We start from the raw sequence: 23746 nt of genomic DNA, 5'->3' as shown, positions 1-23746 counted from the left end.
GGCCGATGCATCTGGTGCTGGCAGGCGCGGGCCACGCGCATCTGGAAGTGCTCCGGCACTTCGCCCGGTCGCCGCCGGATGCCGGGCCGGCGCGCCTCACCCTGGTCACGCCCGAGGCCACAGCGATCTATTCGGGCGCGGTGCCCGGCGTGGTGGCCGGCCTGCTGCCGCCGACGGCGGCGGAGATCCCCCTGGCCCCGCTGCTGTCCGACGCCGGTGCGGAATGGATCGAGGACCGCGTGACCGGCCTTGATGCAGGCCGCCGGCTGCTCCGCCTCGGCCGCAACCCGCCATTGCCCTACGATCTGCTTTCCCTCGATACCGGAGCCCTTCCGGTTACCCCGCCGGGCACCGTGCCGGTGCGCCCCTGGCGCGGCCTCTTCGCGGCCCTCGCGGCGCTTGATCCGGCGGCCGGACGGGTGGCCGTCATCGGCGCGGGCGCGGCCGGCACGGAACTCGCCCTGGCGCTGGCGCGCCGACCTGGCCCCCGGCCCTTGCTGCTGGAGGCGATGCCTGACGTGCTGCCTGGACTTCCGGCGCCCTTTCGCGCCCGGGCGGAGCGCGCCCTGCGGCTGGCAGGCGTCTCCTGGCGAACCGACTTCCCCGTTGAGCGACTCGATGACGGCGCGCTCCACGGCCCGGAATCCCGCATGGGCCAGGTCGCGCTGGCGATCGCCTGCACCGGCACCAGGCCGGCCCTGGACCTTCGTGACAGCGGCCTCGCCTGCGATGCGGCAGGCTTCCCGAGGATGGACGCGGCACTGCGCAGCCAGAGCCATCACGACGTCTTCGGAGCGGGCGATGGCGTTGCCGCCGGCCTGCCTAAGGCGGGAGTATGGGCCGTGCGGGCCGGCCCGGTGCTGGCGGACAACCTTTCGCGCGCGTTGCTGGGAGAGCCGCTCCGCCCCTGGGAGCCGCAGCGGCAGGCGCTCATTCTGCTCGGAACCGGTCGCGGGGAAGCCATCGGGCTCTGGCGCGGGATCAGCTTCGAGGGAGCCTGGGCCTGGCGGTGGAAGCGATGGCTGGATGGCCGCTTCGTGCGGCGCTACGCCGGCACGGGAGAAGGTTAGGTTTGAAGGTCGCCGCGGCTGTCCCATCTGCTTCACCGAAGCACCCGCAAAAATCCTCGCGGGCCGCTGCCACCCGCCGTCGCCTCGCGCGTTGGCGGCTCAGCCTCTGCCTGCCGCGCCGTGCGGCGGGGTCCATCACGCCATTGCCGCACCCGTCGTCCGGTGCGGCCCTGACCGGAGAACCGCCCCGATGCACCGCACCGCCTTGACGCGCCGCGCCACCCTGGCCACCGCGACGGCCCTGCTGCTTGCCCACCCGCGCCCCGGCAGGGCGCAGGAGAGGCCGGTCGTCGTCAGTTCCAAGCTGGACACCGAGGGCGCCCTGCTGGGCGAGATGATGGCGCAGCTCCTGGAAGCCAAGGGCGTGAAGGTGGAGCGCCGCCTGCAGCTCGGCCCGACCCGGATCGTGCGGCAGGCGCTGCTTTCCGGCGAGATCGACATGTATCCGGAATACACGGGCAACGGCGCCTTCTTCTTCCAGATGGAGGATGATCCAGCCTGGCATGATCCGGCGAAGGCCGCGGACAAAGTCCGCGCGCTTGACCTGGAACGCAACAAGCTCGTCTGGCTGCAGCCGGCCAGCGCCAACAACACCTGGGCCATCGCCGTGCGCCGCGACTTGGCGGAGAAAGGCAAGCTGAAGTCGCTGGCTGACCTTGCCAGCTACCTGCAGAAGGGCGGCGACTTCAAGCTTGCGGCTTCGGCCGAATTCGTTGAGAGCCCGGCGGCGCTGCCCGCATTCCAGAAGGCCTACGGCTTCACCCTGCCGCCGGAGCGCCTGCTGGTGCTGGCGGGTGGCGATACCGCCGTGACCATGCGCGCCGCCGCCGAGCGGCTGAACGGGGTGAATGCCGCCATGGTCTACGGCACGGACGGCGCCATCTCCGCCCTTGACCTTGTGGTGCTTGAGGATCCGAAGGGCGCCCAGGTCGTCTACCAGCCGGCGCCGGTGCTGCGGAAGGCGGTGGCGGACCGCCTGCCGCAGATCGACGAATGGATGCGGCCGCTCTTCGCCTCGCTCACGCTGGAGGCCTTGCAGAAGCTGAATGCCCGCATCGTGGTCGAGGGGCAGCCGGCGCGGCAGGTGGCCGAGGCGCATCTGCGTGGCCTCGGCCTGCTGGGCTGAGGCATGCCGCTGCGCCCTGCGCTGCTGGCCGCCAGCCAGCCGGCCGCCGCGCCCTCCCCGCCGCGCGAGGCCACCGCGGTGGGGCTGCTCGCCGCGCTGGCGGCGCTGGCGCCCTTTCTGCTCGGCTGGCTCTCGCTGGCGCCGAACCGGCTGCTGAGCCCGCGCCCCGCCGAGTTGCCGATGGGGCCGGAACTGGGCCTGGCCATGGGCGGCTTCCTGCTGGCTTGCCTGCTGGTGCTGCTGCTGGCGCGCCGCGCCGCCCTGCTGCCCTGGGCGGAGGCAGCCGCCGCGCTGGCGCTTTGCGCACTGCTGGCCACGGCAGGGCTGGGCGCGAGGGCGGCGCTGGAGGCAGCCTCGCCCATGGCGCGGGCCATGCCGGCGGCGGGCGTCTGGGTCGCCATGCTGCTGCTGGCCCTGGCGGCGGGAAGCTGCGCCGCGGGGCGCGGCGGCACGCCCGGGCGCTTTCTGGCGCTGGCGGTGCTGGGCGTGGGCGGGCTGCTGGCCACCGGCCTGCTGGATGGGCTCTCCGTGGTGCATGAGGCCGCCGCGCGTGGGCCGGAGTTGCGGAGCGCCTTCAGCGGCCATCTGGCGCTCGCCGGCGGCGCGCTGGCGCTGGCGCTGATGGTCTCGGTGCCTTTGAGCCTGCTGGCGCTGCGCCGCCCACGGCTGGAGGCAGCACTGATGGGCCTCGCCAACGGCTTTCAGGTGGTGCCCTCGCTGGCCCTGTTCGGACTGCTGATGGGCCCCTTGGCCGCGCTCGCGGCGCTCTGGCCGGCGCTGCGGGACTGGGGCGTCGGCGGCATCGGCCCGGCGCCGGCCATCCTCGGCATCGCGGCCTACCTGTTGCTGCCGCTGGCCAGCAGCCTGCTGGCCGGGCTGCGCGTCGCCTCGCCCGCGCTGCTGGACGCCGCGCGCGGGCAAGGCATGACCGAAGCCGGCATCCTGCGCCGGCTGCGCCTGCCGCTCGGGTGGGGCGTCATGCTCGGGGGGCTGCGGGTCGCGGCGGTGCAGGCGGTGGGGCTGGCGACGCTGGCGGCGCTGATTGGCGGCGGCGGACTTGGCCGGCTGGTCTTCCAGGGCATCGGCCAGATGGCGGCCGACCTGATCCTGCTCGGCGTGCTGCCGGTGGTGCTGCTCTCCCTGCTGGTCGACGGGCTGCTGGCCATCCTTCAGTCGGGGCTGGAGGTGGCGCGGTGATCCGCTTCGAGGGCGTCACCCGCCGCTACGGTGACCGCGCGGTGGTGGACCGCGTGACGCTGGACGTGCCGGACGGCAGCATCTGCGTGCTGCTCGGGGAATCCGGCTCCGGCAAGTCCACGCTGATGCGGATGGTCAACCGGCTCGTCGAGCCAAGCGCCGGGCGCGTGCTGGTGAACGGCCGGGACGTGACGGCCACCGATCCCGAGACGCTGCGGCGTGGCATCGGCTACGTCATCCAGTCGGTCGGGCTGTTCCCGCACTGGCGGGTGGCGGAGAACGTCGCCACCGTGCCGCGCCTGCTGGGCTGGGAGGCCGCCCGCATCGCGACGCGGGTGGACGAGCTGCTGGCGCTGGTGGGGCTGGAGCCCGGCCGCTTCCGGGACCGCTTCCCGCATGAGCTGTCCGGTGGACAGGCGCAGCGCGTCGGCCTCGCGCGGGCGCTGGCCGCCGATCCGCCGCTGCTGCTGATGGATGAGCCCTTCTCAGCCCTTGACCCCGGCACGCGGCGCGGATTGCAGGCGGAGCTGCGCACCATCCACGCCGAGACGGGCAAGACCATCCTCTTCGTCACGCATGACGTCGAGGAGGCGCTGGCGCTCGCCGACACCGTGGCGGTGCTGGAGGAGGGCCGGCTCGCCGCGCGCGGCCGCCCCGCCGAGCTGCTGGAGCGAGGCACCGGGGCGCCGGTGCGGCGGCTGTTCGGCGAGGAGAGCCTGGCCTTCCACCGGCTGGCCACCCTGCCCGCCAGCACCATCGCCCGCCCGGAGGATGCCGCGGGCGACCTGCCGATCCTGCCGGCGGAGGCCTCGCTCAAGCAGGCGCTGATGCTGATGCTCTCGGAGGGCAGCGACCGGCTGGCGGTGCCGCCAACCGGAGAATTTCCCGGCGGCACGCTCTACTGGGCCGACCTGGTGCGTCCGGCATGATGGCGCTGCTGGCACAGGTGGCGGCCTTCCTGGCCGCGCTCTGGGCGGCGCCGCATCTGGGCGCGCTGTGGCACGCGCTGTTTCCCGCGCTTGCCCGCCCGACCTGGGACAGCCAGAGCTGGTTCACCCTGCTCGGCGAGCACCTGCTGCTCTCGCTCGGCGCGGCGCTGATCGCCGCCGCCATCGGCCTCGGCGCCGGCATCTTCGCCACGCGCGGGGCCGGTCGCGCGCTGCGCCCCCTGCTGGACGCCGTCTTCGCGCTGGCGCAGGCCATTCCGCCCGTGGCGGTCATCGCGCTCGCCTTGCCGCTGCTCGGCTTCGGCGCGGCGCCGACGCTGCTGGCGCTGGTGCTCTATGCCGCCCTGCCGGTGATGCGCAGCGCCGTGGCGGGGCTGGACGCCGTGCCGCCCGCGGTGCTGGACGCCGCGCGCGGCACCGGCATGGGGCGGGCCGGCATTCTGGCGCGCGTGGAACTGCCGCTCGCCCTGCCGGTGATCCAGGCCGGGCTGCGGGTGGCCGTGGTGCTTTCCATCGCCACCACCGCCGTGGGCGCCGTCGCGGGGGCGAGTTGCCTGGGCACGCCAATCGTGGTCGGGCTGGCCAACGGCAACACCGCCTGGGTGCTGCAGGGGGCGCTCTTCACCGCCTGGCTGGCGCTGATCGCCGACCGGGCGCTGCGGCTGGGGCTGCGCCACGGCGCCCGGGGTTGAGGCGCGGCGTTACAGCCGCACCTTCAGCAACCGCCCCAGCTCGCCCATGATGCCGGCGCGGAAGAGCAGCACGCAGACCACGAAGATGATGCCCTGGATCACCGTCACCCAGGCGCCGAGCTCGGCGAGCTGGTTCTGCATCAGCACGATCACCGCCGCGCCCGCCACCGGGCCAAAGACGGTGCCGAGGCCACCAAGCAGCGTCATCAGCACCACCTCGCCCGACATGGTCCAGTACACGTCGGTCAGCGTGGCGATGCCGAAGACGATGGCCTTGGCGCTGCCGGCCAGCGCCGCCAGCGCGGCAGAGAGGGTGAAGGCCAGCAGCTTGTAGTCGTCCACCCGGTAGCCGAGCGAGATGGCGCGCGGCTCGTTCTCGCGGATCGCCTTCAGCACCTGGCCGAAGGGCGAATGCACGACGCGGCTGATGAACAGGAAGCCGGCCAGGAAGATGACGGCCACCACCCAGTAGAGGGCCATGTCGGCGCGCAGGTCGATCAGGCCAAAGAGGGCACCGCGCGGCACGCGCTGGATGCCGTCCTCGCCCCCGGTGAAGGGCGCCTGGAGGTAGAAGAAGTAGACCATCTGGGCGAGCGCCAGGGTGATCATCGCGAAGTAGATGCCCTGGCGGCGGATGGCGATCCAGCCGGCCACCGCGCCCAGCGCCGCGCCGAAGGCGGTGCCCACCAGGATGGCGAGTTCCGGCGTCAGGCCCCAGACCTTGGCCGCGTGCGCCGCGAGGTAGCCGCCCGTGCCGAAGAACATGGCATGGCCGAAGGAGAGCAGCCCGACATAGCCGATCAGCAGGTTGAAGGCGCAGGCGAAGAGCGCGAAGCACAGCAGCTTCATCAGCAGCACGGGGTAGAGGAAGAACGGCCCGGCCACCACCAGCAGCAGCATCACCAGGAATGTGATGCTTTGCGCGCGATTGAAGCCGAAGCCGGAAAGACCGAGCAGCCCCGGCGCATCGTTCACCGGAGCCCCGACAAGGGCGGATGCCTGCACAGCCATGACTTAAGCCCTTCCGAACAGGCCGGCGGGCCGCGCCAGCAGCACGATGGCCATGATGACGAAGATCACGGTGGAGGAAGCCTCCGGATAGAAGACCTTGGTCAGCCCCTCGACCAGCCCCAGGCCGAAGCCGGTGAGCACCGAGCCCAGGATGGAGCCCATTCCGCCAATCACCACCACCGCGAAGACGACGATGATGAGGTTGGAGCCCATCTGCGGGTTCACCGAGTAGATCGGGGCCGCGAGCACGCCGGCGAAGGCGGCGAGCGCCACGCCGGCGCCGTAGGTGAGCGTGATCATGCGCGGCACGTTGACGCCGAAGGCCTGCACCAGCGCCGCGTTCTCCGTCGCGGCGCGCAGATAGGCGCCGAGCCGCGTCTTCTCGATGACCAGCCAGGTGACCAGGCTCATCACCAGCGCCGCCACCACCACCCAGAGCCGGTAGACCGGCATGAACATGAAGCCGAGGTCCACCGGCGGCCCGCCGAGCGCCGCAGGCGGTGCATAGGGCATGCCGGAGGAGCCGAACTGGTTGCGGAACACGCCCTCGATGATCAGCGCGAGGCCGAAGGTCAGCAGCAGCCCGTAGAGATGGTCCAGCTTGTAGAGCCGGCTGATCATCGTCTTTTCCAGCAGCACGCCGAAGGCGCCGACGATCAACGGCGCCAGGATCAGCGCCGGCCAGTAGCCGATGCCGAGCCAGCTCAGCATCATCCAGGCGACGAAGGCGCCCATCATGAACTGCGCGCCATGGGCGAAATTGATGACGTTCAGCATGCCGAAGATGACGGCGAGGCCAAGCGAGAGCAGCGCATAGAAGGCGCCATTCACCAGGCCCAGGGCAACCTGCGGCAGGCCGATCTGCAGTTGGAACAGGAGGTCTTCGAGCACTGGTAGGGCTCCCTTGGCGGGGCTTCCTGCAACAAGGCATGGAAGCGCGGCGGCGGCACCGGGCCACCGCCGCACGGCGTATCACTCAGGTGCGGACCAGGCTGCAACCGCCCTCGCCGAGCGGGCGGAAGGCTTCGTCGGCCGGGGTGGTCTGCAGCACCTTGTAGTAGTCCCAGGGAGCCTTCGACTCCTCGGGCGACTTCACCTCGAAGAGATAGACCGGGCAGAGCTTGCGGCCATCCTCACGGATCTTGCCGGCGCCGAAGCAGTCGTCGTCGGTCGGCATGGCCTTCATGCGCGCTACCGCGTCCTTGCCGCTGGCCTTGGCGGCGCCGACGCCCATGTCCTTCACCGCCTTCAGGTAGTGCAGCACCGAGGCGTAGCAGCCGGCATGGTCCATGTTGGGATAGTTGTCGCCCACCGCGCCCTTCACCCGGCTGAGGAAGCTGCGGGTGCGGTCGTTGAGGTCCCAATAGAAGCTTTCGGTGCAGACCAGGCCCTGTGCCGTCTTGAGCCCGAGCGCATGCACGTCGCCGATGAACATCAGCAGCACCGCGAGCTTCGTGCCGCGCCGGGTGACGCCGAACTCCGCCGCCTGCTTCACGCAGTTGATGGTATCGGTGCCGGCATTGGCGAGGCCGATCACCTTGGCGCGGCTGCTCTGCGCCTGCAGCAGGTAGGAGGAGAAGTCGGTGGATTGGAGCGGGTGGCGCACGCTGCCCAGCACCTTGCCACCAGCCTGCTTGACGAAGTTCGACGTGTCGCGCTCCAGGGAGTGGCCGAAGGTGTAGTCGGCGGTGATGAAGAACCAGGAATCGCCGCCGGCCTTCACCATGGCGCCGCCGGTGGACCTGGCGAGCATGTAGGTATCGTAGGTCCAGTGGATCGTGTTGGGCGTGCACTGGCCGCCGGTGAGCTCCGTCGTGGCGGCGCCGGAGTTGAGATAGACCTTGTTCTTCTCGCGCACGACGGTGTTCACCGCCAGGGCGACCGAGGAGTTCGGGACGTCCACGATGACATCCACGCCATCCTGGTCCAGCCACTGGCGGGCAATGGTGGCGCCGACATCGGGCTTGTTCTGGTGGTCGGCGACAACCACCTCCACCGTCGTGCCGGGCGGCGCCATTTCCTTCACCGCCTGCCGGACGCAGGCGACCGAGGTGGGGCCGGAGGTTTCACGATAAACGCCCGACTGGTCGTTCAGCACGCCGATCTTGATGGTGTTGGATTGCGCGCGCGCCCGGCCGGGCAGGGCGCTCAGCCCGGCGCCCAGCGCCGGCGTCATGGCCGCGGCGGCGACAGTCTTCAGCAGGCTACGACGATCTTGTGTCATCGATCCGTTTCTCCCAATGCCCCTGTGCATCCCCGGGGTCGGTTCCACAGCACCGCGCGGACTTGGCGGCCGGTCACCGCGCGGACGTGAAGCGTTGCGGGCGCGCTCAGACGCCCAGGTATCCGTGCAGCCGGTCCATCGCGCCGGCCATCTCGGCGTTGCTCACCGCGTCCACCACATGGCCGTGCTCCATGACGTAGTGGCGGTCGGCGACGGTCTGCGCGAAGCGGAAGTTCTGCTCGACCAGCAGCACGGTGAAGCCGCGTTCCTTAATGGTGCGGATGGTTTGGCCGATCTGCTGCACAATGACAGGTGCGAGTCCTTCGGTCGGCTCGTCCAGCATCAGCAGCTTCGCCCCTGTGCGCAGGATGCGCGCGATGGCCAGCATCTGCTGCTCGCCGCCGGAGAGCCGGGTGCCGGGCGAGCGCGCGCGTTCCTTCAGGTTGGGAAAGAGCGTGTAGATCGCGTCGAGATCCATTCCGCCCGGCCGCACCACGGGGGGCAGCAGCAGGTTCTCCGTCACGTCGAGGCTGGCGAAGATGCCGCGCTCCTCCGGGCAAAGGGCGATGCCGGCGCGGGCGATGCGGTCGCTGCGCGCGCTGACCAGCTCCTGCCCCTCGAAGCGCACGCTGCCGCTGCGCCGGCCGACCAGGCCCATGATGGACCGCAGCGTGGTGGTCTTGCCCGCGCCGTTGCGGCCGAGCAGCGTCACCACCTCCCCTTCCCGCACCTCGATATCCACGCCGTGCAGCACGTGGCTCTCGCCGTACCAGGCCTGCAGGCCGGCGACCTTCAGCAGCGGCTCAGCCATGCGCCTGTGCTCCGGATATCGCGGGGTCGGTGCCAAGATAGGCGGCGACAACCTCCGGGTTGCGCGAGACGCCGGCATAGTCGCCCTCGGCCAGCACGCGGCCGCGCGTCAGCACGGTGATGGTGTCGCAGAGCCCCTCCACCACGCGCAGGTTGTGCTCCACCATCAGAACGGTGCGGCCCTGCGCCACGCGGCGCACCAGCGCCACGATGCGGTCCACATCCTCATGCGTCATCCCGGCGGTGGGCTCGTCCAGCAGCATCATCACCGGGTCTAGCGCCAGGGTGGTGGCGATCTCCAGCGCCCGCTTGCGGCCATAGGGCAGCTCGCCAGCCAGCAGATGCGCATGGGTGTGCAGCCCGACATCCTCCAGCAGCGCACGGGCCCGGGCATCGTATTGCCCGAGCACCTTGTCGGAACGCCAGAAGTCGAAGCTGCGGCCGCGGGCACGCTGCAGCGCCACGCGGACGTTCTCCAGCACCGTCAGATGCGGAAAAACGGCCGAGATCTGAAAGGAACGCACCAGCCCGAGGCGAGCCACCTCGGCCGGCTTCATGCCCGTGATGTCCCGACCGTCAAAGCGGATGCTGCCGCGCGTGGGCTGCAGGAACTTGGTCAGCAGGTTGAAGCAGGTGGTCTTGCCTGCCCCGTTCGGGCCGATCAGCCCATGGATGCTACCACGCCGTACATTCAGCGAAACGCCGCTCACAGCCGTGAAACCAAGGAACTCCTTGGTCAGGTCCTCCGTCGCCAGGATGGTGTCCACCCTGCATCTCCCGCTTCCCTGATCATTCTTTTAGGGCTGTTTCAACCCCTTAGAAGAAGCATGACGAAGTGGCCGCCGCCGCGCAAGCATCAGCTTGACGGCTCGGGCAAGTGGTTCAGATGGCGAAGTTCAGGGCTTCCGGCGCGGGCCGCCGCAGGCCGGCGACGGCGGCGCGGCGCAGCAGCTCGGCCACGGTATGGCCGCCAAGCGTTTCCAGCAGCGAATGCTCCAGCTCGGCCCAGAGCGGCTGCATCACCAGGCTCTGCAGGGCCGACGGCGGCACCTCCTCCGCCGGTGCGCCGTTCTCCGGCGCGCCGACCGCCGCCACCACCTCGGCCAGGGTGATGTCCCGGGCGGCGCGGCCGAGGCGGTACCCTCCCCTCGGACCGCGCGTGCTGCTCAGAATCCCCGCCCGCGAGAGCGCCTGCAGCACCGGCTCAATGCCACGCCGCGCCTCGCCAAGCCGGTCGGCGATGTCACCTGCCGGAACCGTGGTGCCGCGCCCGGCATGGAACGCCACGTCAAGCACGATGCGAACCGCAGTCATCGCCCGGTCCCGCCGCAATAACATCGTGACTGCCCCCTGATCCACGCGCACAAGACGTGATATACCGCGCCCATGCGTGAAGGAAACACCTCCCCCTCCGGTATGAGCGACCGCTCGGCGCAGAATGCGGGCGGCATGCACGCCAGTGTGCTCTCCACGATCGGCAAAACGCCGCTGGTGCGCCTGCCCCGGCTGGAGGCGGCGCATGGGCTGCGAGCGCGGCTGGCGCTGAAGCTGGAGTTCTTCAACCCGCTGGGCTCGGTCAAGGACAGGATCGGGCTCGCGATGGTCGAGGCGGCGGAGCGCGAGGGACGCATCGCCCCTGGCGAATCAGTGCTGGTGGAGCCGACCTCCGGCAACACCGGCATCGCGCTTGGCTTCGTCGCGGCCGCCAAGGGCTACCGACTGATCGTGACCATGCCGGATGGCGCCAGCGTCGAGCGGCGCAAGATGCTCCGCCTGCTCGGCGCGGAGGTGGAGCTGACGCCGGCCAGCCAGGGAATGTCGGGCGCCATCGCGAGGGCCGAGGCCGTCCTCGCCTCGACGCCGGGCGCCTGGATGCCGCGGCAGTTCGACAATGCCGCCAATCCGGCGGTGCATGAGGCCACCACGGCGGAGGAGATCTGGACCGACACCGCTGGCGAAGTGGATGTTGTGGTGGGCGGAATTGGCACCGGCGGCACCCTGACCGGCATCGCGCGGGCGCTCAAGCCGCGCCGCGCCGGGCTGCGGGTGGTCGGCGTCGAGCCCGCTGAATCGGCGGTGCTGTCCGGCGACGATCCCGGCCCACATGAGATCCAGGGCATCGGTGCGGGCTTCCGCCCAGGGGTGCTGGACCTCGCGCGGCTCGACGAGGTGCGGCGCGTGACGGAACGGGAGAGCTTCGCCGCCGCCCGGCTCTGCGCGCGCACCGAGGGCCTGCCGATCGGGATCTCCTCGGGCGCCGTGCTGCACGCCATGCTGGACCTCGCGGCCAGCCCGGAAATGCACGGGCGCCTGGTTGTGGGCATCGCCGCCTCGTTCGCGGAGCGCTACCTCTCGACCGACCTTTTCGCCGGCCTCTGAGGAGAACGGCTCCACCGCCGCTCCAGCAGGCCGCGTCGCAGGCAGCAAGTGAATTGGGTCGAGGCGAGGCGGGATGAGCGTCCGGTCCCTCGCGGATGGTCGGAGCGGCGGGATTCGAACCCACGACCCCCAGTCCCCCAGACTGATGCGCTACCAGGCTGCGCTACGCTCCGACGCCGTGGGCAATAGCACCGGCGCCCGCCCCCCTCAAGCCCCCGCAAGTCACCTCTTGCGCGCTTGTCAGCCTTTGGCGCCCCCCTGCCCCGCCTCGCCGAGCAGGCGCAGCTCGGCCGCGATCGCCTCCAGCTGGGCCAGGATGTCACGCAGCACCACCTGGCCGGACGGCGCGGGCGGGACCTCCATCTCGGCCCGCATGTCGCTCTCCGCCTCCGCCTCCGCCTCGGCGGGCTCCGGACCTTCCAGCCCGCCCTCGCGCAGCAGGCGCTGCACGCCCTTGATTGTATAGCCCTGGGTGTAGAGCAGGTCGCCGATACGCCGCAGCAGGGCGATGTCCTCGGGCCGGTAGTAGCGGCGGCCGCCGCCGCGCTTCAGCGGCTTCAGCTGCGGGAACTTGGTTTCCCAGAAGCGCAGCACATGCTGCGGGATCTGCAGGTCCTCGGCGACCTCGGAAATGGTGCGGAAAGCAGTGGGCGCTTTGCGCAGTCGGCCGGAAGCCTCCTGGTCCTCAGGCATGAGTTGCACCCCGTCATTCATCGGTCGGAGCCAGCTTCGGCACTGGCCCGTTGGCCAGTGGCGTCATTCGTCATCGGCGCCGGTCGACTCGCCGTTCAACCGCGCCTTGAGAACCTGGCTGGGCCGGAAGGTCAGCACCTTCCGCGGCATGATCGGCACTTCGACGCCCGTCTTCGGGTTGCGCCCGACGCGCATTCCCTTCTGGCGCACGGAGAAGGTCCCGAAGGCGGAGATCTTCACCGGACGTCCGGCTTCCAGTGCGGCGGAGATGCGCTCCAGCACATCCTCCAGCAACGCGGCGCTTTCGTTACGCGACAGACCGACCTGCGCATAAATCGCCTCGGCCAGTTGCGCGCGCGTGATGGTGTTCATGACCGAGCGCGGCCCATGGCGTGAGACTCCTCGCAACCCCTTCTTCTTGCAACAGAACCGGTATGACCGGCCAAGGTCAACCGCGCGTCGGGGTGTGGCGTAGAAGCTTCAGCGGGGTGATGCTTTCGTGCAACACCGCTCCTGCCGGGAGAAGGCGCTCAGGCGCCGTCGGCACGTGCCGTGGCGGTCAGCAGCCGCTCGATGGGATCCCAGAGCATGGCCTCCTGAGCGACCGGGCGGCCGCCGACGAGGATGGACTCCGTGGCCACAAGCTTGCCCTCCAGGCGCTGATAGAACCAGCGCGACGGGTTCTGGCTGAGCACCCAAAGCATGACGGAACCGCAGCCGATGGCGGCGAGATGCGCCGCGGCGGCCCGCATCAGCCGGCGACCGAGTCCGCGCTCACGCCAGTCGTCCAGCACGTAGAGGGTCTCGATCTCCCCCTGCGCCAGGCCACGGCGGCGTGCCCGCCGGCAGGAGGCGAAGCCGACCACGAGCGGCACCTCCTCCGGCTGTTGCGGCGGCGCCACAGCAACGAAAAGCGCTTCCCCATTCTGCCGTTCCACGAGGCTGCGGTAATAGCCCCCCGCAATACGGGGCGGCGACAGCCCGGCGAGGTAGGTATCCGGCAGCAGGCCCGGATAGGTGCTGCGCCAGCAGGCCACGTGAACGGCAGCGATCGCGGTGGCGTCGGCGGGTTGCGCTCGGCGGATGCAGATCATCAGCGCTGGGCTCCCCCTCCTGTCTTCCGGCCGGGTCAGGCCTTTCGCCGCAGGACGGCCGCGAAGAAACCGTCGGTGCCATGCTGGTGGGGTGCCAGCTCCATCCACTGCCCCGACCCGGGCGGCGGCACCGGCGGCGCGGCAGGCGCAAAGGCGGCGGTCCAGGCTTCCGCCAGCGGCACCGCCTCGTATTCGGGGTGTTCCGACAGGAAGTTCCGCACTTGCACGCCATCCTCCTCCGGCAAAACCGAGCAGGTAGCGTAGACCAGCTTCCCACCAGGGCGCACCAGACCGGAAACGCTATCCAGGATGGCGCGCTGCTTCGTGATCAGCTCCTCGAAGTCGCGCAGATCGGTGCGGGTGCGCGCGTCGGGATTGCGTCTCCAGGTACCGCTACCCGTGCAGGGTGCATCCACCAGAACGCAGTCGAACTGCCCGGCGCGGCGCTTGACCCAACGATCCCCCGCTGTCAGCAGGTGGCGCTCCGCGTTGTCCACGCCCGCCCGGCGAAGCCGCTTGGCCGCTCCCTCCAGCCGTGTTGCCGAGACGTCGCAGGCGACGATGCGGCCGCGATTGCCCATCATGGCCGCGACCGCCAGCGTCTTGCCCGCGGCGCCGGCGCAATAGTCGGCCACCCGCATCCCGGGCCGGGCGCCGGTCAGCAGGGCGATGAGCTGGCTGCCCTCGTCCTGGATCTCGATCAGGCCTTCGGTGAAGGCGCGGCTGGCCAGGATGGGCCGGCGGTCCGGGACGCGCAGCCCCCAGGGAGAAAAGGCCATCGGCTCAGCCGTTATGCCCTCGGCGGCCAGGGCGGCGGCGGCCTGCTCGCGCGTGCCGCGCAGCAGGTTGGCGCGCAGGTCCAGCGGCGCGCTGCCATCCATCGCCGCGGCGGCCTCCGGCAGCTCCTCGCCGAACCGCGAGCGGAAGCCCGGCAAGGCCCAGTCCGGCAGGTTCAGGCGCGGCCCCTCTGGCATGGCGGGAGGCTGCAAGGGGGCGCCGTCCAGCGCCGCGATGGTGGCCAGCTCGCCGGGATCGGGCGGATCGGCATTGAAGCGGCCGCCCGGGAAGGCTTGCAGCACCTCCTCGCGCGTCCAGCGCTCCACCAGCAGGAGATAGGCCATCAGCAGAAGGCGAGGCGTCGGCGGCAGGCCACGCCGCGCCAGATGCCATTCCAGCCGTAGCCGCTGGCGCAGCACGCCCCAGGCACGCTCCGCCACCGCCCGGCGGTCGCCGCTGCCGATGTAGCGGCGCTCGCGGAAGAAGGCGTTGGCGGTGGCGTCCGCCGGCCGGCGCGGCGCGGCTTCCACCTCGGTGAGCAGCGCCACCGTGGCGGCAATGCGCGCGGCGGGGGTCATGGTCCGGCGTCAGCCTTCCTGGCGGTAGTTCGGCGCCTCGCGGGTGATCGCCACGTCATGCACGTGCGACTCCCGCAGGCCCGCGTTGGTGATGCGGCGGAAGGTGCATCCGTTCTGCATCTCGGCGATGGTGGCGTTGCCGGTGTAGCCCATGGCCGAGCGCAGGCCTCCGACCAGCTGGTGGACCACCGGACCGACCGGCCCCTTGTAGCCGACCCGGCCTTCAATGCCCTCCGGCACCAGCTTCATCTGGTCCTGCACCTCCGCCTGGAAGTAGCGGTCGGCCGAGCCCCGTGCCATGGCGCCGATCGAGCCCATGCCCCGATAGGACTTGTAGGAACGCCCCTGGTAGAGAAACACCTCGCCCGGCGCCTCGTCGGTGCCGGCGAAGAGGCTGCCCATCATCACGCAGTCCGCGCCGGCGGCGATCGCCTTGGCGATGTCGCCGGAGGAGCGGATGCCGCCATCGGCGATGGCAGGCACGCCCTTCCCGTGCGCCGCCGCGGCGCTCTCCAGCACGGCGGTAAGCTGCGGCACGCCAACGCCCGCCACAATGCGGGTGGTGCAGATGGAGCCCGGGCCGATGCCGATCTTGACCGCGTCGGCCCCCGCCTCCGCCAGCGCCTCAACGGCTTCCGGCGTCGCCACGTTGCCGGCGATCACCTGGACGCTGTTGGAAAGGTGCTTGATGCGCTCGACCGCCTTCAGCACGCCCGCCGAGTGGCCATGCGCGGTGTCCACCACGATGACGTCAACCTCGGCCTCGATCAGCAGCTCGGCGCGGCGCAGCCCATCCTCGCCCGTGCCGGTGGCGGCCGCGGCGCGCAGGCGGCCCATGGCGTCCTTCACCGCGTTCGGGTTGGCCTGGGCCTTGTCCATGTCCTTGACGGTGATCAGGCCGATGCAGCGGTAGGCATCGTCCACCACCAGCAGCTTCTCGATGCGGTGCTTGTGCAGCAGGCCCCGCGCCTGCTCGGCCAGAACATCGGCCGTCACCGTCACCAGGTTCTCGCGCGTCATCAGCTCATAGACGCGGATATTCGGATCGGTGGCGAAGCGCACGTCCCGGTGGGTGAGGATGCCGACCAGCCGCTTGCTCTCCCGCTCGACGACGGGGATGCCGCTGATGCGGAAGCTGGTCATCAGCGCCTGTGCCTCGGCCAGGGTCTGGTCGGGATGGATGGTGACGGGGTTCACCACCATGCCGCTCTCGAACTTCTTCACCTGGCGGACCTGGGCGGCCTGCTCCTCCGGCGTGAGGTTCTTGTGGATGACGCCGATGCCGCCGGCCTGGGCCATGGCGATGGCCATCTGGCTCTCCGTCACCGTGTCCATGGCGGCGGAGATCACCGGCATGTTGAGCGCGATCTCGCGGGTGAGCCTGGTCCGGATGTCGGTCTGGGCCGGCAGCACGGTGGAATAGGCCGGCACCAGCAGCACGTCGTCGAAGGCGTAGGCCTCGGCGATGAGGGTGCGGCGCGGCGCGGCGCCGCGATCAGCGGGGCCGTCGGTCGGGATGGTGTCGGGAGCCATGGCGGGAGCCTTTCGCAGAACTCACAGGCGCGTTCCGCAGCCTTGGCGCGTCCCCCTACCCCAGAATCGCGCCGCGCCGCAAGCATCACAGGCGTGATGATCGCGCAACAGGGACCCGCGCCCGCCGCTCAGCCCTCGCCGCCGCGGAACCCCTGGGCAACCACGTACATCTCCGCGCTGTCCTTTCGGCTGGCCGGTGGCTTGGCGTGTTTCACGCTGGCGAAGTCGCGCTTCATGCGGTTCAGCAGCTCGCGCTCGGTGCCCCCCTGGAAGACCTTGGCGACGAAGCCGCCGCCGGGCGTCAGCACCTTGCCGGCGAAATCGAGCGCCAGCTCGACCAGGCCGAGGATGCGCAGGTGGTCGGTCGCGTTGTGGCCGGTGGTGTTGGGCGCCATGTCGGAAAGCACGAGGTCGGCGGGGCCGTCCAGCGCCTCCAGCACGCGCCGCTCCACCGCCTCGTCCTGGAAGTCGCCCTGCAGCAGGGTTGCGCCGGCGATCTCGTCCATCGGCAGCAGGTCGAGGCCCACCACCTTGCCGCGCTCACCGGCGCGCTGCACGGCCACTTGCGTCCAGCCGCCCGGCGCTGCGCCGAGATCCACCACGCGCTGGCCCGGGTGGAACAGCTTGTACTTCTCGTCCAGCTCCAGGATCTTGAAGGCGGCGCGCGAGCGCCATCCCGCTGCCTTGGCCGCGCGGACATAGGGATCGTTCAGCTGCCGCTCCAGCCATTTCTGGCTGGCGGTGCTGCGGCCCTTGGCGGTGCGCAGGCGCGTGGTCAGGCCGCGTCCGGCCTCGCTCGGCAGTTTCACAGTTGTTTCATCCTCAAGGGGCGGGGTGCGCCGCCGCCCGTTGCCAGGAGGCGGCACGCCGGGGCGCCGCCAGCTCCTGCCGCATCATGCGCAGCAACATGCCCTCCCGCAGCCCCCGGTCCGCGACCGTGACAGAGGACGAGGGCCAGACCTTGCGGATCGCCGCATAGATGGCGCAGCCCGGCAGCACGAAGTCGGCGCGCTCCGGCCCGATGCAAGGATGGGCCCGCAAGCCATCCGGCCCAAGGGCGAAAAGGTCGCGCAGCGCTTGGTCGGCCGCCCCGGTGTCCAGCACGCGGCCATCGATCAGCGGCCGGGAGTAGCGCGGCAACGCCAGCGCGACGCCGGCCAGGGTGGTGACCGTGCCGCTGGTGCCCATCAATCGCACGCCGCCTGCCCGCATCTCGCGCGCGATGCTGTGCACCCGGTCAAAGCGGGCGAGTTCCTCGACCACTTCTTCCACTACGTGGCGAAAGCCTTCGGGCGTGCCGCAGCAGAGGCCGGCCCGTTCGGCCAGGGTCACGACGCCGAGCGGCAACGAGACGTAGCCGATCAACTCCGTGGAGCCGCGGGCTTCGCTGCGGATCCAGGCGATCTCGGTGCTGCCGCCGCCGATATCAAAGAGCAGCGCCCGCCGGTCATGCGCCCGCAGCAGGGGCGCGCAGGACTCCATGGCCAGTTCCGCCTCCTCCCGCGCCGAGATGATGCGGATCGGCAAGCCCGTGGCGGCGCGCGCCTCGGCCACAAAGGCGGGGCCATTCCGGGCCTGGCGGCAGGCTTCGGTGGTCACTGCGAGAAGGCGGCGCAGCGGACGGCGGAGCAGCTTCTGCGCACAGGTTTGCAACGCCGCCAGGGCCCGGCTCATCGCGCCCTCGGAGAGCAGGCCATGAGCCGCAAGCCCCTCCCCCAGCCGGACGACGCGGCTGTAGCTGTCCAGCACGCGAAATGAACCGGAGGAGGTTGGGACACCAACCAGCAGGCGGCAGTTGTTGGTTCCCAGGTCGATCGCCGCGAACGTCCCGGCCGAGCGGTCCGGGCAGGTGCGTGACGAGGCGACGGCAGGATGAGATACAGCTTCTGGCATGACAATACGGCCTTCCCACGGCCGCCGATGAAGCGGCGACAGGGGGGGCTTCTCTATGATCCGGCCTATGGGCGGCGAGAGCAAGCAGTTTCGTACCGCACTGCGGAACGATTTACGAGACGGGTTGCAAGCCTCACCGGACGACGCTATATCGCCGCCACCGCCGAACGGCTGGTGGGGAATAGTTTAACGGTAGAACTCCCGACTCTGACTCGGGCAGTCTTGGTTCGAATCCAGGTTCCCCAGCCACGCTCTCCAAAGCCATCATCGCTTCAAACGAAGCTCGCCCAGCCTGGGAGTCGGCGCAGGGTTCGGCTGTCACGCCAGAGCGGCTTCCCTTCGTGTTTGCTCACTTCAGCCGTTCCAGCCTTCTGTTTCGACGAGCATCTTTTCCCAATCAGCCGGCTCCATCCGCTCGGGATCTGATCCAGGAGAGAGGTCTTTCGGCCGCTGTCTCTTGGCGAGGCGCAGGCGAGGCCCGGTGGCTGCTCAGGGACGCCTGCTGCAAAGCATTCGGCGCCGCGTGATGAGCATTCTCGCACGGGGTAGTGCAGCCCGGAACTCTTCTCCAGGCCAGGCAGTTCGCGTCCCTGCGTTCAATCCCTCCGAATTCCCGGACCAAGCGAAGCGCAGCGCGGGCGTCGCCTTTTCCGCGGGCTCGGTTGTCCGGAAAGGCGGAGGAGCTGTTCTGCCGAGCCTCCGGACGTGCGGTGAACCATGACGCAGCAGCCCGCGTGGAGCACAAGGCTCTTGCCGATCGGCAACAGGGGTTCGCCGGACTTCAGGCGCCGAGCCGGGCCGGCAGGCGACAGTCACGGAGGAAGGCTGCCTTCCCCGCCGCCGTTGGGACCGGCGGTGAAGGCGTGGTCTCTGATCGCGGGCTGTACCGCAGGCCTCCTTGGTGCGAGATGGCTCCAAATGGAGACAAGTGCAGCAAGCCGTCCTCGATCATTTCCATTAAAGAAACCGAGCAGTACCAGCCGATTCTTACTTTCTCTGCAGCCTGAGATTGCGCAGGGAGATTCTTGTGCTCAGAGGAAGCATCTTCACCGTGGAGAACACGATCTCGATGTGTCCCGTGTCGCTCGGATTCGTGAAACCGATCTCCAACACTGCCTCGAACCTCCTCGATGTTTCCGGGACTTCTCTCTTCGCACGTCCCAACTCGGTCCCAGGAACACCTTTCGTGATCCGCATGAGAATGATGTTCTCCGGCTGAGCCTGGAAGAAGTCCGATTCCAGGGGTTCGATGGCGAGGTCTGCTGAGACCACCCACTCGCCGGCGGGAATGCGGATGTAAGGTCCGAAAGCCAGAGTAGACTGGTTGGCGCTGGTTTTGACGAGAAGTTCCCCTTCCCGCATGGTGGAGGAGTGTGAGGACCGCATGAGGTCGAGGCCAACCTCGAATTCTTCTTGGGTACTGTAGAAGAATTCCCTGAAGTAGCTCCCGGCATACTGCTTTTCTGCCACCTCGTCTTTCGGCTTATTTCCGGCTCCATCAGGCGACACACTCTCATCCGGCACCACCCCCAGCTTTTCACGGACCGTCTGCCGGATGCTGCTCACATAGCTGTCCAGGTGCTTCGAAAGCCATGCGCGACGCTCATCGTCGTCCTGCGGAGGCTTCTCGCTGGATGGCAGTGCCAGCGCCTGGTCGAAGTCGGACTGGCTGCGCAGCGGTATCACCCTGAAGCGGGCGCCAAAGTCCTCGCCCAGAAGAGAACGCCTGTCGATGCCAAGCAGGGTCACGTTCAGTCCCAAGGTCCAGGCGGGAAGCGCCCCATGCACGCGGAGCGAGAGCAGGTTCTGCGCGGACGCCAGGTAGGTGAGGAAGCGATCCGCGTCGGTGAAGGTGACGAAGGGGATGCCCATTTCGGAAAGCATGGCGCAGTCCTGCTCGTCATGCGCGATGAAGACCCGCGTGGGGTCCTGTTCCCACAACCTCCGGAAGAAGCCATGAACATCGCCGGAAACGCGGTTCCAGAAGCTCGCGGTGCCATTCAAAACAGAAACCAGCTGTTCCTGGCGCCGGAACAGTGGCCGGGGTTCGAAAATGGCTGAGAAGAAGCCTGGGCAAGGAAGAGCCAAGGGCTCCAGGCCCAGTTGTTTCAAAACGGCCACGCCAGCGAAGTCCCGGCATGTGCAGAGGTCGAACTTCGCGTACTGGGCGTAGGCCGAGGCGATCGGCGCCTGCCGGACGCGTTCACCGAACGCCTCGTCCAATGAATTCCTGAGCTCACCGAAAGCGTCGAAGTAGAAGGCGCCTGCACCCAGGTTGATTTTGACCGGAACGTCGCTGTTGGCCGCTTCCAGGATGCGCTGCAAATTCTGGCTCGGAGTGGCGCCGACCAGGATCTGCGGAGTTCCGCAGACCACAATCATGTCGGTGTCGCTCGGAAAGCTTTCATTGTCCGAAAGGAAGCGGACTTCTTCCTCATGCTGGCCGATGGCACGGCGGACAATGTTCCGCGCACCCAAGTAGATAATCCGGTCACCCAGATTGAGGGACTTTCCGTCGTGCTCGTGGGGAAGAGTTAGGTAGGTGACCTTCATCAGGTGAGTTCTTCTCACAGTGTTAACAAACTATCCGAGGCTCTGTTCGCGAGCGTGGGCGATCGGGCCGCGAAGGAGCCGGTGAAACATGCCGGTTATGACCGCCACTTCCTGCCCAAAGCTGCGAAGTTTTCCTCCGCTTTGCGGAAAGCACGGCGGGGCACTCCAGATCCGTCGCATCGACGGTACGATTCCTGTTCACGCGCCGCCCGTCCAGGCTTCGTCCCTGCGGCATCCCGAAGACCCGCTAAACCTCTGATAGAGAGCCATCCGGCTTTTTTACCGCATCTCACTCAGCCGTGAAAACGCTTTATGGGAGCGTGCCTTTCCAGGTTCCGGCGATCGGAACCGCCGTGTTGCCATGACGCTCCACCCGTCGGCTCCCGCCGGGAGCCGAATGCCACTTGCTGAAGGGCCCAACTGGCCGCTCCGGCAGGAACTGCCGCCGGCATGGGAGCCCCCCGCCCATCCCACACGATCAAGCGAAGCGAGGCCGCGCGGTCCCTGGATGCCAGTCCCCTTCCCGCCCGCCGCGCCACGATCTTTAGTGGCGACACGGAATGCTTGCTTCCACCTAATTCCCCCTCCAATTTGCGTGGCGCCACGTTAAGTGAGAAACCTCATGAGCAAGCTGCGGATGTCTGCGCCGAACGAGGGGCCGCCAAGCAGGCGATCAGAAAGCCCACCGCCAGGGGGCGAGCGCGACAACAGCCCTGTTTCGCCAGAACCTGGCCTCGCCCCTGCGACAGCGGAGCTGGGTGGCGAGTCCAGGCCAGCCGCCGCCACCAGCCGGGGTGCCACTTCACCAGCCGAGCCCTCAGATGGGGAAGCAAGTGACGCATCGCAGCCAAGGAAGCGCGGGCGCCCTCCACGTTTCGGGCAGGCGATGTCCAATTCCCTTCGGAGCCGCCTCAAGCGGGATGCCCGCCGGGAAGAAACAGCCGATACGCTTCGCCTGCTGACTGATCTGCTCCTGGCTGATTCGCCGGAGGCGGCGGCATTTCGGCTGGAGATCGCGGAACTCCGCGGGCATGGCGCTGCCGCCTCTCGGGTTCTCGCCGCGCATGGCCTCGGTGAGCATTGGGCCCGCATCATCGCTCGGCTGGGGCCAACGGTGCCCCGGTGACCGCGGTCCGTTGTTCCGCGGCTTGACCGATGCGGCCCCGCTGGCGCCCTGAAATGCTGCTTCCGCGCCCCTGCCCCTCAAGGCGAGTTTTGCGTGGGAAGAATCGCGCCTGCGGCCCGCTCGCTCTTCCTTCTTGGCCTCCGGGGCGCATAGGGGAAGGCCGCCTCGCCCGCTGCACGCCGAATGAGCAGGCCCAATTGCGGCCTCAATCCGGCCGCCAGAAATCCTAGCGCGGAGCATTCTCCGTTTCCGCCAAACATCTGAGAGTGAAGGTATTTACCTGAAACCTGCGGGCTCCTTGCGAGCTGCGAACAGGCTTCAGCTCGCTTGCGGTCATCACGAATAAGGCAGAATTTTCGGCCATCGCCACATTTAGGGCTGAAATGTGGCGTGCGTTGCCCTAATTAGGAGAGCAGCAGAGGAGGCCACCCATGATGGACAGCAAGCCGACCCAAAGCGAAGCGCCTGCCGATCGCCGCCCGGGCCATGTTGCTCCGGAAGCCGACCGCTACGACACGTTCCGCACCGAGGCCGGCAACGGCTATTCCAGCTGGAACTCCTGGGGTGAGCGCAACCCCCTGACGCTCGGCTCCTACGGCCGCTGGTAAGCAGCCAAAGCCTCTCATCCCCGTTCTCCGCGAAGCCCGGTCCCCCAACCGGGCTTTTTGCGTGCGTGCCGTGAGTTGCGCCGCACCCGTTGGAGTTCAGGACGGTCACGGCATCGCGCCGGAGAAGGCTAGAGCATTTTCCGTTCGCTCCGGCTCACGGGAAATGCTCTGGCCGTTTGTTTCGACGAGCATCTTCACCCGTCCCGATGATGCCATCGGAACGGGATCTGCTCTGGAGCATTTTCCGTTCGCTCCGGCTCACGGGAAATGCTCTAGCCGGTTGTTTCGACGAGCATCTTCACCCGTCCCGATGATGCCATCGGAACGGGATCTGCTCTAGCGCGGCGGCGCCTCAGCGCCCTTCCGGCTAGTGATCAGCCCGTAGGCCTCCGGCCGCCGGTGGGCCGCGAAGTTGAACATCTTCTCCTTGCCCTGCCGGCAGAGATCGAGGTCGCAATCCGCCAGGATCACCTCGTCCGCCAGCGTCTTGGCTTCCGCCACGATGCGCCCGTTCGGGTCCACGATGCAGGAGCCGCCGATCAGGCCCGAGCCATCCTCCTCACCCGCCTTGGCGACCGCCACGGCCCAGCTGGCGTTCATGTAGGCGTTGGCCTGCGCCATCAGCTGCGAGTGGAAGGTGCGCAGCGCGGCGTCTTCGCTGTCGCCGCCATTGGGGTCGTAGGCGGCGGAGTTGTAGCCGACCAGCAGCATTTCCAGGTCCTGCAGGCCATAGACACGCCAGGCCTCCGGCCAGCGGCGGTCGTTGCAGACCAGCATCCCCAGCACCGGCTCGCCCCAGCTGGCCGGCCCGTGAAAGGCCGGGAAGCCGAGATCGCCATACTCGAAATACCGCTTCTCAAGCTGCTGGAAGCGCGAGCCCTCCCGCGGCTCGACGGAGCCCGGCAGGTGCATCTTGCGGTACTTCTGCAGCACCTCGCCATCCGGCCCAACCGTGACGGCGCTGTTAAACCGCTGCCCCTCCGGCGTCTTCTCGGCATAGCCGACATAGAAGCCGACGCCGAGCTCGCGGGCACGGTCGAACAGCGCCTGGGTATCGGGCCCGGGAAGGGCGGATTCGAAGTAGGCGTCGAGGGCCGCCTCGTCGAGCAGCCAACGGGGAAAGAAGGTGGTGAAGGCCAGCTCGGGAAAGACCACGAGCCGCGCGCCGCCGGCCGCCGCCTGCTCCAGCAGGGCGATCATGCGGGCGAGTGTCTGCGGGCGGGAATCGGCGCGTTGCGTGGGCCCCATCTGGGCGGCGGCGACACGCAGGATGCGGGGCATGGCGGAAACCTTCAGCTGGACCGAGGAGCGGCGATTTGACGCCTTTGGAATGCCGCATCCCCTTTCCCGAGGCAATCCGCCCCCCCGCGACCGGCGCTGCATTAACCGGCTGGCGAGGTCTCGTCAGCCAATCTCTCCGGGCTGGACGGGGGCA

General features: G+C 69.0%; 22 protein-coding genes, 2 tRNA genes and 1 pseudogene. 8 read left to right on the top strand and 17 right to left on the bottom strand.

Annotation, left to right across the window (positions count from 1 at the left end):
• Window positions 1-5 precede the first annotated feature (5 nt).
• From E0493_RS08100 to E0493_RS08080, 5 genes are all read left to right on the top strand, one after another.
• Entirely contained in the window at window positions 6-1070 is a 1065-nt protein-coding gene (locus tag E0493_RS08100; RefSeq protein WP_160936420.1) for an FAD-dependent oxidoreductase, read from the top strand.
• 190 nt (window positions 1071-1260) lie between these two features.
• Window positions 1261-2196, top strand: a complete 936-nt coding sequence (gene osmF / locus E0493_RS08095; protein ID WP_160936419.1) for a glycine betaine ABC transporter substrate-binding protein OsmF — start codon at window positions 1261-1263, stop codon at window positions 2194-2196.
• Between the two features lie 3 nt (window positions 2197-2199).
• Complete coding sequence (locus E0493_RS08090) at window positions 2200-3393, top strand: ABC transporter permease subunit (RefSeq protein ID WP_160936418.1); 1194 nt, start codon at window positions 2200-2202, stop codon at window positions 3391-3393.
• Window positions 3390-4322: an ABC transporter ATP-binding protein gene (locus E0493_RS08085; protein WP_160936417.1), complete on the top strand. Its 933-nt coding sequence runs from the start codon at window positions 3390-3392 to the stop codon at window positions 4320-4322. The genes E0493_RS08090 and E0493_RS08085 overlap by 4 nt, the downstream gene beginning before the upstream one ends.
• On the top strand, window positions 4319-5032 hold the full coding sequence (locus tag E0493_RS08080) for an ABC transporter permease (RefSeq protein WP_160936416.1): 714 nt from the start codon (window positions 4319-4321) through the stop codon (window positions 5030-5032). Before E0493_RS08085 ends, E0493_RS08080 begins: the two co-directional genes overlap by 4 nt.
• Before the next feature lie 9 nt (window positions 5033-5041).
• Here E0493_RS08080 and E0493_RS08075 read toward each other — a convergent pair whose 3' ends face one another.
• From E0493_RS08075 to E0493_RS08050, 6 genes are all read right to left on the bottom strand, one after another.
• Window positions 5042-6043, bottom strand: coding sequence for a branched-chain amino acid ABC transporter permease (locus E0493_RS08075; RefSeq protein WP_160936415.1), 1002 nt, complete (start codon window positions 6041-6043; stop codon window positions 5042-5044).
• Between the two features lie 3 nt (window positions 6044-6046).
• Window positions 6047-6934, bottom strand: coding sequence for a branched-chain amino acid ABC transporter permease (locus E0493_RS08070; RefSeq protein ID WP_160936414.1), 888 nt, complete (start codon window positions 6932-6934; stop codon window positions 6047-6049).
• A gap of 85 nt (window positions 6935-7019) precedes the next feature.
• Window positions 7020-8267: an ABC transporter substrate-binding protein gene (locus tag E0493_RS08065; RefSeq protein ID WP_160936413.1), complete on the bottom strand. Its 1248-nt coding sequence runs from the start codon at window positions 8265-8267 to the stop codon at window positions 7020-7022.
• 106 nt (window positions 8268-8373) lie between these two features.
• Window positions 8374-9078: an ABC transporter ATP-binding protein gene (locus tag E0493_RS08060; protein WP_160936412.1), complete on the bottom strand. Its 705-nt coding sequence runs from the start codon at window positions 9076-9078 to the stop codon at window positions 8374-8376.
• Window positions 9071-9844, bottom strand: coding sequence for an ABC transporter ATP-binding protein (locus E0493_RS08055; RefSeq protein ID WP_160936411.1), 774 nt, complete (start codon window positions 9842-9844; stop codon window positions 9071-9073). Before E0493_RS08055 ends, E0493_RS08060 begins: the two co-directional genes overlap by 8 nt.
• A 115-nt stretch (window positions 9845-9959) precedes the next feature.
• Window positions 9960-10415, bottom strand: a complete 456-nt coding sequence (locus E0493_RS08050) for an RrF2 family transcriptional regulator (protein ID WP_160936410.1) — start codon at window positions 10413-10415, stop codon at window positions 9960-9962.
• A 78-nt stretch (window positions 10416-10493) separates the two neighbouring features.
• Between E0493_RS08050 and cysK the strand changes: the two genes are divergently transcribed.
• Window positions 10494-11456, top strand: a complete 963-nt coding sequence (gene cysK / locus E0493_RS08045) for a cysteine synthase A (protein WP_160936532.1) — start codon at window positions 10494-10496, stop codon at window positions 11454-11456.
• 96 nt (window positions 11457-11552) lie between these two features.
• Here cysK and E0493_RS08040 read toward each other — a convergent pair.
• From E0493_RS08040 to E0493_RS08005, 8 genes and pseudogenes are all read right to left on the bottom strand, one after another.
• A tRNA-Pro gene (locus tag E0493_RS08040) sits at window positions 11553-11629 on the bottom strand.
• Between the two features lie 222 nt (window positions 11630-11851).
• A pseudogene (locus E0493_RS24045) lies at window positions 11852-12113 on the bottom strand (MerR family transcriptional regulator); the annotation flags it as partial.
• A gap of 99 nt (window positions 12114-12212) precedes the next feature.
• Window positions 12213-12521 (bottom strand): integration host factor subunit alpha, encoded by a 309-nt coding sequence (locus E0493_RS08030; RefSeq protein ID WP_160936408.1) that lies wholly within the window; start codon window positions 12519-12521, stop codon window positions 12213-12215.
• A gap of 158 nt (window positions 12522-12679) precedes the next feature.
• Entirely contained in the window at window positions 12680-13243 is a 564-nt protein-coding gene (locus E0493_RS08025; RefSeq protein WP_160936407.1) for a GNAT family N-acetyltransferase, read from the bottom strand.
• 35 nt (window positions 13244-13278) lie between these two features.
• Window positions 13279-14598, bottom strand: a complete 1320-nt coding sequence (locus E0493_RS08020; protein ID WP_160936406.1) for an RsmB/NOP family class I SAM-dependent RNA methyltransferase — start codon at window positions 14596-14598, stop codon at window positions 13279-13281.
• Between the two features lie 9 nt (window positions 14599-14607).
• The gene (gene guaB, locus E0493_RS08015) at window positions 14608-16131 is read right to left on the bottom strand and encodes an IMP dehydrogenase (RefSeq protein WP_202396983.1); all 1524 of its coding nucleotides are present in this window, start codon (window positions 16129-16131) and stop codon (window positions 14608-14610) included.
• Window positions 16132-16259: 128 nt separating this feature from the next.
• Window positions 16260-16940, bottom strand: a complete 681-nt coding sequence (locus tag E0493_RS08010) for an RlmE family RNA methyltransferase (protein ID WP_160936405.1) — start codon at window positions 16938-16940, stop codon at window positions 16260-16262.
• A 13-nt stretch (window positions 16941-16953) separates the two neighbouring features.
• Window positions 16954-18024 (bottom strand): Ppx/GppA phosphatase family protein, encoded by a 1071-nt coding sequence (locus tag E0493_RS08005; protein ID WP_160936404.1) that lies wholly within the window; start codon window positions 18022-18024, stop codon window positions 16954-16956.
• Window positions 18025-18199: 175 nt separating this feature from the next.
• On the opposite strand from E0493_RS08005, the gene E0493_RS08000 reads away from it, so the two are divergent.
• Window positions 18200-18273 (top strand) — tRNA-Gln (locus E0493_RS08000).
• A gap of 738 nt (window positions 18274-19011) precedes the next feature.
• Here E0493_RS08000 and E0493_RS07995 read toward each other — a convergent pair.
• Entirely contained in the window at window positions 19012-20577 is a 1566-nt protein-coding gene (locus tag E0493_RS07995; RefSeq protein ID WP_160936403.1) for a polysaccharide pyruvyl transferase family protein, read from the bottom strand.
• A gap of 817 nt (window positions 20578-21394) precedes the next feature.
• Window positions 21395-21658: a hypothetical protein gene (locus tag E0493_RS07990; protein WP_160936402.1), complete on the bottom strand. Its 264-nt coding sequence runs from the start codon at window positions 21656-21658 to the stop codon at window positions 21395-21397.
• 476 nt (window positions 21659-22134) lie between these two features.
• On the opposite strand from E0493_RS07990, the gene E0493_RS07985 reads away from it, so the two are divergent.
• Window positions 22135-22311 (top strand): hypothetical protein, encoded by a 177-nt coding sequence (locus E0493_RS07985; protein WP_160936401.1) that lies wholly within the window; start codon window positions 22135-22137, stop codon window positions 22309-22311.
• A gap of 336 nt (window positions 22312-22647) precedes the next feature.
• Here the strand turns inward: E0493_RS07985 and E0493_RS07980 are convergent, their stop codons facing one another.
• Window positions 22648-23592 (bottom strand): N-carbamoyl-D-amino-acid hydrolase, encoded by a 945-nt coding sequence (locus tag E0493_RS07980; protein WP_160936400.1) that lies wholly within the window; start codon window positions 23590-23592, stop codon window positions 22648-22650.
• Between the last annotated feature and the right edge of the window lie 154 nt (window positions 23593-23746).

It is taken from the genome of Teichococcus coralli (assembly GCF_009829925.1).
Lineage (GTDB): Bacteria > Pseudomonadota > Alphaproteobacteria > Acetobacterales > Acetobacteraceae > Pseudoroseomonas > Pseudoroseomonas coralli.
Note: the sequence above shows the minus strand (reverse complement) of the source record. Positions and strands in the feature narration are given on the sequence as shown.